The organism is Aeromonas sp. s5 (assembly GCF_040907865.1).
GTDB lineage: Bacteria > Pseudomonadota > Gammaproteobacteria > Enterobacterales > Aeromonadaceae > Aeromonas > Aeromonas dhakensis.
In genome coordinates this window covers 91,907-107,057 of sequence record NZ_JBFOCO010000005.1, presented here as the reverse complement: position 1 = coordinate 107,057, position 15,151 = coordinate 91,907, and the positions used below count along the sequence as shown (strand labels likewise).

Annotated in this window: 13 protein-coding genes; 12 read left to right on the top strand and 1 reads right to left on the bottom strand. The window is 63.3% G+C overall.

Annotated features, from left to right (window positions below):
• The first annotated feature begins 26 nt into the window (after positions 1 to 26).
• The gene (gene lnt, locus AB5Y94_RS01620) at positions 27 to 1,571 is read left to right on the top strand and encodes an apolipoprotein N-acyltransferase (protein WP_017764959.1); all 1,545 of its coding nucleotides are present in this window, start codon (positions 27 to 29) and stop codon (positions 1,569 to 1,571) included.
• Positions 1,572 to 1,799: 228 nt separating this feature from the next.
• Here the strand turns inward: lnt and AB5Y94_RS01615 are convergent, their stop codons facing one another.
• Entirely contained in the window at positions 1,800 to 2,288 is a 489-nt protein-coding gene (locus tag AB5Y94_RS01615) for a zinc ribbon-containing protein (protein ID WP_368204570.1), read from the bottom strand.
• Between the two features lie 145 nt (positions 2,289 to 2,433).
• On the opposite strand from AB5Y94_RS01615, the gene leuS reads away from it, so the two are divergent.
• From leuS to AB5Y94_RS01560, 11 genes are all read left to right on the top strand, one after another.
• Positions 2,434 to 5,013, top strand: a complete 2,580-nt coding sequence (gene leuS / locus AB5Y94_RS01610) for a leucine--tRNA ligase (RefSeq protein WP_025201275.1) — start codon at positions 2,434 to 2,436, stop codon at positions 5,011 to 5,013.
• Between the two features lie 148 nt (positions 5,014 to 5,161).
• Complete coding sequence (lptE, locus tag AB5Y94_RS01605) at positions 5,162 to 5,644, top strand: LPS assembly lipoprotein LptE (RefSeq protein ID WP_368204568.1); 483 nt, start codon at positions 5,162 to 5,164, stop codon at positions 5,642 to 5,644.
• Positions 5,645 to 5,671: 27 nt separating this feature from the next.
• On the top strand, positions 5,672 to 6,703 hold the full coding sequence (gene holA, locus AB5Y94_RS01600) for a DNA polymerase III subunit delta (protein WP_017788448.1): 1,032 nt from the start codon (positions 5,672 to 5,674) through the stop codon (positions 6,701 to 6,703).
• Between the two features lie 41 nt (positions 6,704 to 6,744).
• Entirely contained in the window at positions 6,745 to 7,389 is a 645-nt protein-coding gene (gene nadD, locus AB5Y94_RS01595) for a nicotinate-nucleotide adenylyltransferase (protein ID WP_368205001.1), read from the top strand.
• Between the two features lie 184 nt (positions 7,390 to 7,573).
• Positions 7,574 to 7,915 (top strand): ribosome silencing factor, encoded by a 342-nt coding sequence (rsfS, locus tag AB5Y94_RS01590; protein WP_005298244.1) that lies wholly within the window; start codon positions 7,574 to 7,576, stop codon positions 7,913 to 7,915.
• Positions 7,916 to 7,937: 22 nt separating this feature from the next.
• A complete protein-coding gene (gene rlmH / locus AB5Y94_RS01585) occupies positions 7,938 to 8,405 on the top strand; it encodes a 23S rRNA (pseudouridine(1915)-N(3))-methyltransferase RlmH (protein ID WP_005298242.1) in 468 nt (155 codons plus the stop codon).
• A 156-nt stretch (positions 8,406 to 8,561) separates the two neighbouring features.
• Entirely contained in the window at positions 8,562 to 10,478 is a 1,917-nt protein-coding gene (gene mrdA, locus AB5Y94_RS01580) for a penicillin-binding protein 2 (protein WP_017765125.1), read from the top strand.
• A complete protein-coding gene (rodA, locus tag AB5Y94_RS01575) occupies positions 10,471 to 11,574 on the top strand; it encodes a rod shape-determining protein RodA (protein ID WP_005298235.1) in 1,104 nt (367 codons plus the stop codon). Before mrdA ends, rodA begins: the two co-directional genes overlap by 8 nt.
• On the top strand, positions 11,574 to 12,572 hold the full coding sequence (gene mltB, locus AB5Y94_RS01570; protein ID WP_054545399.1) for a lytic murein transglycosylase B: 999 nt from the start codon (positions 11,574 to 11,576) through the stop codon (positions 12,570 to 12,572). Before rodA ends, mltB begins: the two co-directional genes overlap by 1 nt.
• Positions 12,514 to 13,470 (top strand): septal ring lytic transglycosylase RlpA family protein, encoded by a 957-nt coding sequence (locus AB5Y94_RS01565; protein WP_368204566.1) that lies wholly within the window; start codon positions 12,514 to 12,516, stop codon positions 13,468 to 13,470. Before mltB ends, AB5Y94_RS01565 begins: the two co-directional genes overlap by 59 nt.
• Positions 13,471 to 13,664: 194 nt before the next feature.
• Positions 13,665 to 14,861, top strand: a complete 1,197-nt coding sequence (locus AB5Y94_RS01560; protein WP_368204565.1) for a serine hydrolase — start codon at positions 13,665 to 13,667, stop codon at positions 14,859 to 14,861.
• The last annotated feature ends 290 nt before the right edge of the window (positions 14,862 to 15,151 follow it).

Below are 15,151 nucleotides of genomic sequence, written 5' to 3'. Positions count from 1 at the left end.
GCAGTCCAATCCGAGCCTCATCGCCCGTGAAATTACAGCCCGCAAAATCGAAACTTCTGACCAGCCTGTTTGCCATGGCCTCTGGCGCCATCGCCGTGCTGGCCTTCTCCCCCTTCAACTACTGGCCGCTGGTGATCCCGTCCCTGCTCGGCCTCTATGCCCTGCTGGACAAGGCCACCCCCAAGCAGGCTGCCTGGCGCGGCTTTGGCTACGCCATGGGGCTGTTTTTGCCGGGGCTGTGGTGGATCCACGTCAGCATGACCATGTTCGGCGGCATCGCCCTGCCGGTCGCCTTCGTGCTGCTGGCCGGGCTGTCGGCCTATCTGGCGCTCTATCCGACCCTGGCCTGCTGGCTGTTTGCCCGTTTCTTCCGCGAACGTCACTGGAGCCGCTGGCTGCTCGCCTTTCCGGCACTCTGGCTGATGGCCGACTGGCTGCGTGGCTGGGTGATGACCGGCTTCCCCTGGCTCTGGTTTGGCTACAGCCAGATCGACGGGCCGCTCAAGGGCTTTGCCCCCATCCTCGGCGTGCAGGGCATCACCCTCGCGCTGTTGCTGACCGCCTCCGCCCTCTGGCTGCTCTGGCAGAGCCGCAAGCCTGCCTGGCTGCTGGTGCCGGTGGCTCTGGTGGGCGCCGCCCAGGGGCTGATGCAGCTCAACTGGGTGACCCGCGGTGAACCGGTCAAGGTGGCGCTGGTGCAGGGCAACATCGAACAGTCCCTCAAGTGGGATCCGGAAGCCCTGGTGCCGACGGTGCGCAAGTATCAGGATCTGAGCCGCGAGAACCAGGATGCCGACATCATCGTCTGGCCGGAATCCGCCATCCCGGCCATCGAGAAGGAGATGGGCAACTACCTGGAGAGCCTGGACAAGGCGATGAAGGTGAACGATACCGGCCTGCTGGCGGGGATCATCCATTACGATCTCGAGCAGCAGCGCTTCTTCAATACAGTGCTCGGCATGGGGGTGCAGGATGCGGAGGGCAAGGAGTCCTACTACTACCAGCACAAGAACCGCTACTACAAATATCACCTGCTGCCCATCGGCGAGTTCGTGCCGTTTGAAGATCTGCTGCGCCCCATCGCTCCCTTCTTCAACCTGCCCATGTCCTCCTTCAGTCGCGGGGACGAGGTGCAACCGAACCTGATCGCCAAGGGGCTCAAGTTTGCCGCCGCCATCTGCTACGAGATCATCTTCCCGGATGAGGTGCGCCGCAACGTGCAGCCGGATACCGACTTCCTGCTGACTGTCTCCAACGACGCCTGGTTCGGCACCAGCATCGGTCCCTGGCAGCACATGGAGATCGCCCGCATGCGCGCCCTCGAGCTGGCCCGCCCGCTGCTGCGCGACACCAACACCGGCATCACCATAGTCACCGAGATCGACGGCAGCATCATCGCCCAGATCCCGCAGTTCGAGGCTGGCGTGCTGCGCACCGAGGTGCGTCCCGCCCACGGCGTGACCCCCTATCTGCGCTTTGGCAGCTGGCCCATGTACGGTCTGGCCGCCGCCCTGCTGGCACTGGCCCTGTGGCTGCGTCCCCGCGCCCACCCCTGGGCGCGCAAGGGCTGAGGCAACACAAGGTAGATAAACAAGAGAGGCGCCCAGGGGCGCCTCTCTTCTGTTCAGTCTGATACCCGCTCAGAACCTGTTCAGGCTCTGCAACGAGAGGTCGTCAGCAAGGTAAAGAGCAGCGCAGGAACCGGAGCGTATAGATATACGTGAGAACTCTCGGTTACAAACAAGCGAGCAGTACATGAGCCTTGATCACGGCCTCGCAGTAAGAGTGTGGACAGGTTCTCAGGGCGAGAGCGGCTCACGGTGATACTCATCGGCCCCGCACTCGGGGCAGGTGCCGAGCTGCTCGGGGTGCAGCACGGTATGGCGCCACTCGCAGTGATCGCACACCAAGACCCCGAGCCCTACCCAGTCACCGGCCCGGTAGATCCCCTTGTGCTCCAGCTCGTCCGCCAGCTCCTGCCACTCCACCTGAGTGCGGTCGGTCACGTCCGCCAGCCAGGACCAGGCGGTATCCTTGAGCGCCAGCATGAAGGCGGACTCTTCCACCTGCTCATCCTTGCGCCCCTCGTCATAGTTGCCCAGATCCCGCTTCACATACTCGGCGATCAGCGCCAGCTCGTCCTGGGTCAGATCCCCGGCGGCCTCCAGATAGGCCTGTACCTTGGCGATCATCCGGTTGAGGCGCTCCCCCTGGAACTGTTCTGTCTCTTGCCACTGCTTCTGCAGTTCGGCAATGAAGGCTTCGTACCCTTTTTGACGTTTGTCCATGGCCGTTACTCCTCTACTGAACCCTGATCGAGCCCGGCTTAAGGCCCGAGGGACGCTGGCGGTTGTTGCCGCCGCAGGATATGGGTATTCTATTGCGATTTCCCAGCTGATTTATCTATCCATTTCACAGATCCGGATGTCACCAATGCAAGAGCAATACGTTCCCCAATCCATAGAACCAGCAGTGCAAAAGCACTGGGATGCCAAGAAAACCTTCAAGGCGGTGGAGAAAGTAGACAAGGAAAAGTTCTACTGCCTCTCCATGTTCCCCTATCCGTCTGGTCGTCTACACATGGGGCACGTTCGCAACTACACCATAGGTGATGTGATCTCCCGTTATCAACGCCTCAATGGCAAGAACGTGCTGCAACCCATCGGTTGGGACGCCTTCGGCCTGCCAGCGGAAAACGCCGCCATCAAGAACAACACGGCGCCGGCCCCCTGGACCTACGAAAACATCGAATACATGAAGAACCAGCTGAAGATGCTGGGTCTGGGTTATGACTGGGATCGCGAGCTGGCTACCTGCAAGCCGGACTACTACCGCTGGGAGCAGTGGTTCTTCACCAAGCTCTACGAGAAGGGTCTGGTCTACAAGAAGACCTCCTCCGTCAACTGGTGCCCGAACGACATGACGGTGCTGGCCAACGAGCAGGTTGTCGACAACTGCTGCTGGCGCTGTGACACCCCGGTGGAGCAGAAAGAGATCCCCCAGTGGTTCATCAAGATCACCGACTACGCCGAAGAGCTGCTCAACGACATCGACAACCTGGAAGGCTGGCCTGAGATGGTCAAGACCATGCAGCGCAACTGGATTGGCCGCTCCGAAGGGGTCAACATCAGCTTCGCCATCGACGGTCAAACTGAGCATCTCGAGGTCTACACCACCCGTCCGGACACCTTCATGGGCGTGACCTATGTGGGCATCGCCGCCGGCCACCCGCTGGCGCTGCAGGCTGCCGAAAGCAATCCGGAGCTGGCCGCCTTTATCGAAGAGTGCAAGAACACCAAGGTGGCCGAAGCCGAGCTCGCCACCATGGAGAAGAAGGGCATGGCCACCGGCCTCTACGCCATTCACCCGCTGGATGGCCGCAAGGTGCCGGTCTGGGTCGCCAACTTCGTGCTGATGAACTACGGCACCGGCGCCGTGATGGCAGTACCGGGTCACGACCTGCGCGACCACGAATTCGCCACCAAGTACGGCCTCGAGATCAAGCCGGTCATCAAGCAGGCCGACGGTGAAGCACCGAACGTGATCGAAGCCGCCTACGCCGAGAAGGGTGTGCTGTTCAACTCCGGCGAGTTCGACGGCCTCGACTTCCAGGGCGCTTTCGATGCCATCGCCAACAAGCTGGAAGCCCTGGGCCACGGCAAGCGCACCGTCAACTACCGTCTGCGCGACTGGGGAGTCTCCCGTCAGCGCTATTGGGGCGCCCCCATCCCCATGCTGACCCTGGCTGACGGTACAGTGGTGCCGACCCCGGAAGATCAGCTGCCGGTGCTGCTGCCGGAAGACGTGGTGATGGATGGCATCCAGAGCCCGATCAAGGCCGACGCCGAGTGGGCCAAAACCACCTACAACGGTCAGGAAGCGTTCCGGGAAACTGACACTTTTGACACCTTTATGGAGTCCTCCTGGTACTACGCGCGCTACTGCTCCCCGGACTACGACAAGGGCATGCTGGATCCGGCTGCTGCCAACCACTGGCTGCCGGTGGACCAGTACATCGGCGGCATCGAACACGCTTGTATGCACCTGCTCTACGCCCGCTTCTTCCACAAGCTGCTGCGTGATGCGGGCCTGGTGAACAGCGACGAGCCGTTCAAGCGCCTGCTCTGCCAGGGCATGGTGCTGGCTGACGCCTTCTACTACAAGGACGAGAAAGGCGGCAACGTCTGGGTCAGCCCGCTCGACGTCAAGGTTGAGCGCGACGACAAGGGCCGCATCACCAAGGCGGTCGACCTCGAAGGCCGTGAAGTGATGCACTCCGGCATGACCAAGATGTCCAAGTCCAAGAACAACGGCATCGACCCGCAGCTGATGGTGGAGCGTTACGGCGCCGATACCGTCCGTCTGTTCATGATGTTCGCCTCCCCGGCCGAGATGACCCTGGAGTGGTCCGACTCTGGCGTAGAGGGTGCCCAGCGCTTCCTGCGCCGCCTGTGGCGCATCACCTTCGAGCACGTCTCTGGTGGCGCCGTTGCCGCTCTGGATCTGGCTGCTCTCACCAGCGACCAGAAAGCCGTGCGCCGCGAGCTGCACAAGACCATCGCCAAGGTGAGCGACGACGTGGGTCGCCGTCAGACCTTCAACACCGCCATCGCCGCCATCATGGAGCTGATGAACAACCTGGCCAAGCTGGGTAGCGACGCTCAGGATCGCGCCCTGATGCAGGAAGCGCTGGAAGCTGTGGTGGTCATGCTCTACCCCATCACCCCGCATATCGGCTTCGAGCTGTGGAAGATGCTGGGCAAGGGCGACGACATCGATCACGCGGCCTGGCCGGTGGCCGACGAGGCCGCCATGGTCGAGACCGAGAAGCTGGTAGTGGTGCAGATCAACGGCAAGATGCGCGGCAAGTTGACCGTGCCGGCCGAGATCAGCCAGGCCGACGTCGAGAAGCTGGCCATGGCCGATGCCTCGGTACAGAAGTTCACCGACGGCCTGACCGTGCGCAAGGTGATCTACGTGCCGGGCAAGCTGCTCAACATCGTAGCCAACTGATGCCATATCGCTTACTGGCAACCGGGTACCGGTTCGGGTCGACGCAACTGCGTCGCCAACGGAGCGGTTGCCAAGCGGTCACAGCAAACGGATGATAACGGCGGGCCCTGCGCCCGCCGCTCTTCACTTCATGCAAAGAGGATTTTCTATGGGCACCACCCTCACCCGCTGGATGGCCATCCTGCTGACCGGTCTGCTGCTGCAGGCTTGCGGCTTCCAGATGCGCGGCACCGCCATCCCGCCCGAGTTGATGACCATGAAGGTGGTCGGTGACAACAAGAGCGATTTCTACCGGCTGGTCACCACCCGCCTCAAGGCCGCTGGCGTCGAGCTTGCCGACAAGGAGGGCATTCCGGTGCTGACCCTGTCCGGCGTCGGCAGCACCAGTCAGGTCGCCTCCGTCGACTCCATCGGCCAGGCCCGTGAGTACGTGCTGGGCTACAACACCAAGTTCACCGTCTCCATGCCGGGCAAACCGACCCAGGTCTTCCCCATCGCCTTCAACCGCAGCTTCCTGAACAAGCCGGACGCGGCGCTCGCCTCCTCCCGCGAGCAGGAGCAGCTCGGCAAGGAGATGCAGGAGCAGGCCGCCAACCTGGTGATCCGCCAGCTCAGTCAGGTCAAATTCTGATGCGCCCATCCTGATGAGAGTGTGTTGATGAGAGTCTATCCCGAGCAGTTTGCGGATCATCTCAAGGCAGGGCTCAAGCCCTGCTATCTCATTTTTGGGGACGAGCCCTTGCTCAAGCTGGAAGCCATCGATGCCGTGCGCCAGGTGGCGCGCAAACAGGGCTTCGATGAGCGCCACAGCTTCGTGGTGGAACAGGGGCTGGACTGGAATCAGGTCTACGATGCCTGCCAGGCCATGAGCCTCTTCTCGGCCCGCCAGATCATCGAGCTGGAGCTGCCGGCCAAGGTCGACAAGGACTTGGCCGCCCGCATCAGCGAGATCGGCAAGCAGCTGCACCCCGACCTGCTGCTGGTACTGAGCGGCAATCGTCTCAACCAGACCCAGATGAAGGCAGCCTGGTTTGACAAGCTGAGCCAGAGCGGCACCTATGTGCCGGTCAACCACCCCGAGCCCCGCTTCTTTCCGCGCTGGATGAGCGCCCGCTTCCAGCGCTTTGGCCTCAAGGCGCTGCCGGATGCGGTCAACTTCATGTGCCACTCCTACGAGGGCAACCTGCTGGCCGCCAGCCAGGAGATAGAGAAGCTGACCCTGCTCTCGCCGCCCCAGCCCATCAGCGTCGCCTATCTGCAGGAGACCATCATCCGCCACGCCCACTTCACCCCGTTCCAGCTTATCGACACCCTGCTGGAAGGAAAGGTGAACCGGGCCCAGCGCATCCTGCTGGCCCTGCGCGCCGAAGGCACCGAGCCCGGCATGCTGGCCTGGTCTCTCTGTCGCGAGCTGGAGCAGCTCACCGAGCTGGCGCTGGCGGCCAGGGCCGGTCAACCGCTGGTTGAGCATTTCAGCCGCCTGCGCATCTGGCAGAGCCGCCAGCAGCTTATTCAGCAGGCGCTGACCCGGCTCCCCTTCGCCAAGCTGCAACAGTTGTGGCAGCTGATGGCCCGCCTTGACGACGCCCAGCGTCGCTTCGATACCGAGCAGGCCTGGCTGATGCTGCAGACCATCGCCCTCGGTTTTCGCGATGGTACCCCCTTGCCGCTGGCGGGATCTGACGCATGAGCCAGCCCGTCGACATCCCGGCCATCCCCGGAGGGGAGCCCATGCTGCAGCCGCCCATCGGCATCCTGGGGGGGACCTTCGATCCCATCCACATCGGCCATCTGCGCCCGGCCATCGAGGCCCGCGACGCCATTGGTCTGGCCGAAGTACGCCTGTTGCCGAACCATATCCCGCCCCACCGCGCCAATCCCTTCTGCTCGAGCGAGCAGCGTCTGGCCATGGTTGCCCTGGCGGCGGCGGAAAACCCGGGCTTCGTGGTGGATGAGCGGGAGCTCAAGCGCGATACCCCCTCCTGGACCATCGACACGCTGATCGAGCTGAGGAGCGAGCTGCCGGACACCCCGCTCTGCTTTCTGATGGGGATGGACTCCCTGCTGAGCCTGCCGAGCTGGCACCGCTGGCAGGAGCTGCTCGATTACGCCCACCTGGTGGTGAGCACCCGTCCCGGCTGGCAGCCGGATTACCCGGCCGCAGTGGCCGCGCTGCTGGCCCGCCACCAGACCCGCGAAGTGGCGGATCTGCACCGGCTGCGTCACGGCCGCATCTGGCTGGCGGACAACCTGCCCATCGAGCTGTCGGCCACCCGGCTCAGAGAGCGCTTGGCAGCGGGGGCGGATCCCCGCTATCTGCTACCGCCATCGGTGGCGGAGTACATCCGCCAGCAGGGGCTCTATCGACCAGTCTGAACCCGGTTTGCCGGGGTGGTTGTCCGGCGCGGATCGCGCACTATAGTGATCAACAGGGGGCCGTTTTCCGAGCGGGCACGGCCCCTGTTCCACTCCCCTTCACCGGACTGGGAAACGGGAGTGACCATGATATAATCCGCCGCCCTCACGCCGTGAAAGCGCGCCGGAATACAGGAGAGACTCATTGCAAGGCCAAGAACTGCATGCCTTTATCGTCGACAAGATCGATGACATGAAAGGCCGCGACATCATCACCCTCGATGTGCGCGGCAAATCCAGCATCACCGACACCATGATCATCTGCTCCGGCAACTCCAGCCGTCACGTCAGCGCCATCGCCCACCATCTGGCCAGCGAAGCTCGCCATGCCGGGCTCGATCTGCTGAGCGTGGAAGGCCAGCTCACCGGCGAGTGGGTGCTGGTGGATCTGGGCTCCGTCATCGTGCACGTGATGCAGGATGAGCATCGCGATTTCTATCAGCTGGAAAAACTCTGGAGCAACACCGCTCAGGTGAATGCGCAATAAACGAGCACAAGTGTAACGACCGATGAAAATCCAGTTGATTGCGGTGGGCACCAAGATGCCCGCCTGGGTAGAGCATGGCTTCGAAGAGTATCGCCGCCGTTTCCCCAAAGACATGCCATTCGAACTTGTCGAGATCGGCGCCGGAAAACGTGGTAAAAATGCCGACATTCCCCGCATTCTGCAAAAAGAGGGGGAAGCCATGCTGGCTGCCGCCGGCCGCTCGCGCATCGTGACCCTGGACATCCCCGGCAAACCCTGGACTACCGAGCAGCTGGCCGTGCAACTGGAAGCCTGGAAGCTCGATGGCCGCGACGTGGCCCTGCTGGTGGGCGGCCCGGAAGGGCTCTCCCCCGAATGCAAGGCTGCCGCCGAGCAGAGCTGGTCGCTGTCGCCGCTGACCCTGCCCCATCCGCTGGTGCGGGTGCTGGTGGCCGAGAGCCTCTATCGCGCCTGGAGCATCACAACCAATCATCCGTATCACAGAGAGTGAACCATGCGTTATTCCAGCATCACCCTCACATACCCGTATCACAGAGAGTGAGCCATGCACTATCCAAGCATTCCCCTCTCAAACCCGAATCACAGAGCGTGAGCATGCACATCTGCACCCCGTTTCTCACCTGCTCGACAGTCATAAGGTAGCGGCATGCTGAAGACTCGCATCGAAATGCGCGACCACAGCGCCGAGGGTCGCCTCTTCTTCCGACGAACCCTAGTCGCCTACGTTGGCATGATAGTGCTGATGCTGGTGCTGCTGGGCAATCTCTACTATCTGCAAGTAGAGTCTTACGACACCTACCAGACCCGTTCCAACGACAACCGCATCCGCGTCGTGCCGGTGGCGCCACCGCGCGGCCTCATCTATGACACCAACGGCGTGCTGCTGGCGGAAAACCGCCCTGTCTACAGCCTCGAGATCGTGCCGGAAGAGACCAAGGATCTGGAGAAGACCGCCGACGAGCTGATCGCCCTGCTGAAGCTGCCGGAGGGGACCAAGGAGAAGTTCCTGGCCGAGGTGAAACGCCAGCGCCGCTTCAAGCCGGTCGCCCTGTACGAGAAGCTGACCGAGTATCAGGTCGCTCTCTTCTCGGTCAACCAGCACAACTACCCGGGTGCCAGCATCGAGGCCTACCTCAAGCGCTACTACCCGTTTGGCGACACCCTGACCCATGCGCTGGGTTACGTGGCCAAGATCAACACCCGCGATGTGGAGCGCCTCGACAAGGAGGACAAGCTCGCCAACTATGCCGCCACCAAGGATATCGGCAAGCAGGGGGTGGAGAAGTACTACGAGGATCAGCTGCACGGCGTGGCGGGCTACCAGGAGGTCGAGGTGAACAACCGCGGCCGGGTGGTGCGCACCCTGAAATTCCAGCCGCCCGAGCCTGGCAAGGACATCTACCTCAACATCGACATCCGCCTGCAGCTCAAGGCCCAGCAACTGCTGGCCGGCCGCCGCGGCGCCATCGTGATGATGGATCCCAATACCGGCGCCCTCCTGGCCATGGAGTCGAGCCCGAGCTATGACCCCAACCTGTTCGTGACCGGCATCTCCAGCGCCAACTACTCGGCGCTGCTCAACGATCCGGCCCGGCCGCTGGTGAACCGCACCACCCAGGGCATCTATGCCCCCGCCTCCACCGTCAAGCCCATGATGGCGGTGATGGGGCTCAACGAGGGGGCCATCACCCCCAACTACCGCTACTTCGGCGGCCCCAGCTTCTCCATCCCCGGCACCACCAAGAAGTTTCGCGACTGGCGCCGCTGGGGCCACGGCTGGCTCGACGTCTATCGCGCCATCGAGGTGTCGGCGGATACCTACTTCTACGATCTCGCCTACCGGGTCGGCATCGACAAGATCAACAGCTACATGACCAGGTTCGGCTTCGGTCAGTACAGCGGTGTCGACATCTACGAAGAGACCAAGGGGGTCATGCCGTCCCGCGACTGGAAGATGGCCCGCTGGCGCCAGCCCTGGTATCAGGGTGACACCATCTCCATCGGCATCGGCCAGGGCTACTGGAGCGCCACCCCGATCCAGCTGGCCAAGGCCATCAGCATCCTGACCCAGAACGGCCACGACGTGACGCCGCATCTGCTCAAGAGCACCGCCTCCATCGATGGCGTGGTCAACGCCCCCATCAACCCGAACATGGCCATCCAGACCAAGAGCGACAGCTACTGGCAGGTGGCCAAGGACGGCATGTGGCGGGTCATCAACGGCCACGAAGGGACCGGTCGGCGCGCCTTTGCCAACACCCCCTACAAGGCGGCGGGCAAGTCCGGTACCGCCCAGGTGGTGGGTCTCAAGGAGAACCAGGTCTACAACGCGGCCACCACCAAGGTGGAGCATCGCGACAACGCCCTGTTCGTCTCGTTCGCCCCGTTCGAAGCACCCAAGGCGGTGGTCGCCCTGGTGCTGGAGAACGCCGGGGGCGGCAGCGCCATGGCGGCGCCGGTCGCCCGCAACATGCTGGATGCCTATCTGCTGCCGCCGGAGCCTCAGCTGCCGCCGGCACCGGCCAAGAAGCCCCAATCCGAAGAGGTTGCCTCTCATGAGTAACTCCGCTCGCCAGCAGAGCATCTGGTACAAGCTGCACATCGACTTGCCGCTGCTGCTCGGCCTGCTGACCCTGATGTCCCTCTCCATGGTGGTGCTCTATTCCGCCTCCGGTCAGGACGTCGACTCCATCGTGCGCCAGCTGGTGCGTGGCGGACTGGCGTTCGCCCTGATGATCGGCATGGCCCAGCTGCCGCCCTCCCTCTATGCCCGCTGGTCGGTGCCCCTGTTTGCGGTAGTGGTGCTGCTGCTCATCGCGGTGGACGTGTTCGGCCACATCGGCAAGGGGGCCCAGCGCTGGCTGGACCTCGGCTTCATGAAGTTCCAGCCCTCCGAGGTGATGAAGCTCTCCATGCCCATCATGGTGGCCGCCTGGCTCAGCCGTCATTCGCTGCCGCCCAAGTTCAGCCACCTGGTGCTGAGCCTCATCATGGTGCTGCTGCCCACCCTGCTGATCGCGGCCCAGCCCGACCTTGGCACCTCCATCCTGGTGGCCGCCTCCGGCTTCTTCGTGATCTTTCTGGCGGGGATCAGCTGGTGGCTCATCGGCCTCGCGGTGCTGCTCATCTGCGCCTTCATGCCGGTGCTCTGGTTCTTCCTGATGCACGACTACCAGCGCCAGCGGGTGCTGATGCTGCTGGATCCGGAGAAGGACCCGCTTGGTCGCGGCTACCACATCATCCAGTCCAAGATCGCCATCGGCTCCGGCGGCGTGTTCGGCAAGGGGTGGCTGCAGGGCACCCAGTCCCAGCTGGAGTTTTTACCAGAACGGCATACCGACTTTATCTTCGCGGTGTTCAGCGAGGAGTTCGGCCTGGTGGGGGTCGCCCTCCTGCTGGTGATCTACCTCTACATCATCAGCCGCTGCCTGTTCATCTCCATGCAGGCCCAGAACAGCTTCGAACGCCTGCTGGGCGGTGCTCTGACGCTGACCTTCTTCGTCTACGTGTTCGTCAACATGGGGATGGTGAGCGGCATCTTGCCGGTGGTGGGGGTCCCCCTGCCACTGGTGAGCTACGGCGGCACCTCCATGGTGACCCTGATGGCCGGCTTCGGCATCCTGATGTCCATCCAGACCCACAGAAGGCTGCTGGCCTGATGCGACTGGCCGGTGTGTTGCTCTCTCTCGTTGCCCTGAACGCAACGGCGGCCGTCGAGCCCCCCGGGCTCGCCCGGCTCGCCGAGCAGCAGCAGGTGCCGCTGGCCGAGTTGCAGGCCGCCACCGCCCAGGCCAGCCTGCGCCAGGAGGTGCTCGACACCATCAGCCGCCCCTGGGAGGCCAAACCCTGGCATCGCTACCGGCCGTTGTTCATCACTCCGGAGCGGATCCGGGACGGGGTCGGCTTCTGGCAACGCCACGCCACCACCCTGGCGCGGGCCGAGCAGACCTATCAGGTGCCGGCCTCCCTCATCGTCGCCATCATCGGCATCGAGACCTTCTACGGCCGCCAGATGGGCCGCCATCCGGTGCTAGACAGCCTCTACACCCTGGGCTTTCACTACCCCGAGCGGGCCGACTTCTTCGCCAAGGAGTTTGCCCAGCTGGTGTTGCTTGCCCGGGAAGAGAAGTGGCCGCTCACCCTTCTCAAGGGCTCCTATGCCGGCGCCATGGGGATGGGTCAGTTCATGCCCTCCAGCTATCGCCACTACGCGGTCGACTTCGACGGCGACGGCAAGCGCGATCTGTTCGCCAACCCGGTGGATGCCATCGGCAGCGTCGCCAACTATTTTGCCGAGCATCAGTGGCGCTGGGGGGAGTCGGCGGTCGAACCCGCCTTGATCGGACTGGCGCCAGTGGGTACCCTGCTGGGGCCTGCCCCCGAGCTGACCCAGACCTGGGCCGAGCTGGCCGCCGCGGGCATTGAACTCGCCACCCCGCTGGCACCCGACACGCCGGTGAAACTGCTGGCATTGGAACAGGCCGATGGACCGGAATACTGGGTCGCGCGCCACAATTTTTACGTGATCACCCGCTATAACCGCAGCCCGCTCTATGCGATGGCGGTGCATCAACTCAGTCAAGCAATCCAGGACGCGTATGCATTACAGCCACAAACTTCTCCCGCTCAGCCTGACCTTGTTGCTGGCCGCCTGTAGCAGCCAGCCGGAACAGCTTCCCCCGCCTCCCGAACCGGTCCAGCCGGAAAAACCCCAGGTCATCGAAATCCCGCAGGCCACCGGCGCCATCCCGCGTCCCGAGCCCCTGAGCGCCAGCGGCAACCGTGACTACTGGATTGGCAAGCAGAAGAACGAGGTGTGGCGCGACATCAAACACTACAGCGAAGAGGGGACCGCCAGCTGGCTCTCCCAGGATCTGGACGGCCAGAAGACCGCCAACGGCGACGTGCAGGACAGCAAGCTGTTCAGCGCCGCCCACCGCAACCTGCCGCTGCCAAGCTATGTGCGGGTCACCAATCTGGACAACGGGCAGGAGACCATAGTGCGGGTCAACGATCGCGGCCCCTTCGGCAGCGATCGGCTGATCGACCTCTCCCATGCCGCCGCCACGCAGCTGGGGATGGTGGAAGGGGGCGAGGCGCGGGTACGGCTCGAGCTCATCAACGATACCCCGGATCAGATGGTACTCATGGCCCCCATGAAGCCCATCGAGATGACGCCGACCACCCCGGCCCCCGTCGCTCAGGACGGCTTCGTCGGCCAACCCACCGAGCTGGCCATGGCCACGCCGGCCGCCGCCGAACAGGTCCCCGTCAAGGCGCCGGTCACCAAACCCGCCAAACCGGCAGCGGCCAAGACGGTGGCACCCGCCAGCAGCGGCGAGGGCAAGATGATCCAGGTGCTGGCCAGCGGCTCGCAGGCACGGGCGGAGGCGATGGGCAAGGTGATGACCCAGCGTCACGGCCTGCCCTATCGGGTGGACGCCCATGGTGCCATCTTCCGGGTGCTGATCGGCCCCGTGCCTGCCGACCAGCAGGCCGCCACCCTGGAGAAAGTGCGCCAGGGGGGGCTGGAGCAAGCCTTCATCGTCCCCTGAGCGTCTCAGGCTCAAGCTGACCGAACCGCCCTCTGTGGCCCGCCATCACGTCGTTTCCCGGCGTGATGGCGGCTACTGAGGGAGAAAAAACCAGACCAGATGGCACGTCGGGCTTTGACCGACGGTCGCTTCTGGTATAGTGAAGCCCGCATTTTTAACTTGGGTTACCCCAACCAGGCACCAGGAATTTCAAGATGTCCAAATTTGCCCGTTCAGTTATTCTGGCCTCCCTGATAAGCGCCACCGCCCAGGCCAACACGCCTGTACCGATCCCGACGCCGAACGCCAACCCCGTGGTGGTTCCCGCCGCGCCGGAGATCTCCGCCAAGGCCCACATCCTGATCGACTACTACTCCGGTCAGGTACTGGCCGAGCAGAACGCCGAAGAGCGTCTGCCGCCCGCCAGTCTGACCAAGATGATGACCTCCTACATCATCGGCCAGGAGCTGCTGAAGGGGAACATCAAGCGCACCGACATGGTGACCATCAGCCAGAACGCCTGGTCCAAGAACTACTCCGACTCCTCCAAGATGTTCATCGAGGTGGGCAAGCAGGTCTCCGTCGATGACCTGAACAAGGGCATCATCATCCAGTCCGGCAACGACGCCTGCGTCGCCATGGCCGAATTCCTGGCGGGCAGCACCGACTCCTTCGCCAGCCTGATGAACAGCTGGGCCGCCAAGCTCGGCATGAACGACAGCCACTTCATGAACCCGCACGGTCTGGATGCGGAAGGTCACTACAGTACCGCTCACGACATGGCGCGCCTGGGCCAGGCCCTGATCCGCGACCTGCCGGAGGAGTACAAGATCTACGCCCAGAAATCCTTCGTGTTCAACGGCATCACCCAGCACAACCGCAACCGCCTGCTGTGGGATCAGTCCCTGCAGGTTGACGGCATCAAGACCGGCCACGTCAGCCAGGTCGGCTACAACCTGGTCTCCTCCGCCACCAACAACGAAGGCATGCGCCTGATCGCCGTGGTGCTGGGCGCCAGCAGCGAAGCCTCCCGCGCCGCCGAGAGCAAGAAGCTGCTCACCTACGGTTTCCGCTTCTTCCAGAGCCTGACACCCTACAAGGCCGGCACCGAGCTGGTGACCCAGAAGATCTGGATGGGCGACAAGCCGGAAGTGAAGCTGGGCGTCGACAAGGACGTCTCCGTGCTGGTCACCCGTGGCCAGGGCAACAACCTCAAGGCGGACTTCCAGCTCGAAAGCGAACTGAAGGCACCGCTGGCCAAAGGTCAGCGCGTCGGCACCGTGTTCCTCAAGCAAGGGGACAAGGAGATCAAGCAGGTACCGCTGGTCGCCCTGGAAGAGGTGCAAGAGGGTGGCCTGATGAGCCGTCTGTGGGACTACCTGGTGATGCTGGTTTCCAGCTGGTTCAAGTAATCCGCACGCAGGATCCCGACCAAACAGCGGCGCCAACAGGCGCCGCTGCTGTCTTTTTGGGGTCGGGCCAGTCAATAACCCTGTAAACTGCAGGTTCCGCCGACTGACGATTTGTGGTAAAAAGCAGCACCTCCATCCCTTGTCTGCCGGTCCGGCCTTGATCCCGGCCCGGGCAATGCCCATATACACTTGAGCAGTGCCCCGCACAGACGGGGGCATGGCGGCCCCGAGGGGCCAACGGCCATTAGCCACAAGCAAGAAAGTCGTCTCGCGACGACCGCAAAAGGTGA

Coding starts and splice junctions, on each gene's coding strand:
- AB5Y94_RS01615 (WP_368204570.1), bottom strand. CDS start 2,288: ATGGACAAACGTCAAAAAGGGTACGAAGCCTTCATTGCCGAACTGCAG.
- leuS (WP_025201275.1), top strand. CDS start 2,434: ATGCAAGAGCAATACGTTCCCCAATCCATAGAACCAGCAGTGCAAAAG.
- lptE (WP_368204568.1), top strand. CDS start 5,162: ATGGGCACCACCCTCACCCGCTGGATGGCCATCCTGCTGACCGGTCTG.
- holA (WP_017788448.1), top strand. CDS start 5,672: ATGAGAGTCTATCCCGAGCAGTTTGCGGATCATCTCAAGGCAGGGCTC.
- nadD (WP_368205001.1), top strand. CDS start 6,745: ATGCTGCAGCCGCCCATCGGCATCCTGGGGGGGACCTTCGATCCCATC.
- rlmH (WP_005298242.1), top strand. CDS start 7,938: ATGAAAATCCAGTTGATTGCGGTGGGCACCAAGATGCCCGCCTGGGTA.
- mrdA (WP_017765125.1), top strand. CDS start 8,562: ATGCTGAAGACTCGCATCGAAATGCGCGACCACAGCGCCGAGGGTCGC.
- rodA (WP_005298235.1), top strand. CDS start 10,471: ATGAGTAACTCCGCTCGCCAGCAGAGCATCTGGTACAAGCTGCACATC.
- mltB (WP_054545399.1), top strand. CDS start 11,574: ATGCGACTGGCCGGTGTGTTGCTCTCTCTCGTTGCCCTGAACGCAACG.
- AB5Y94_RS01565 (WP_368204566.1), top strand. CDS start 12,514: ATGCATTACAGCCACAAACTTCTCCCGCTCAGCCTGACCTTGTTGCTG.
- AB5Y94_RS01560 (WP_368204565.1), top strand. CDS start 13,665: ATGTCCAAATTTGCCCGTTCAGTTATTCTGGCCTCCCTGATAAGCGCC.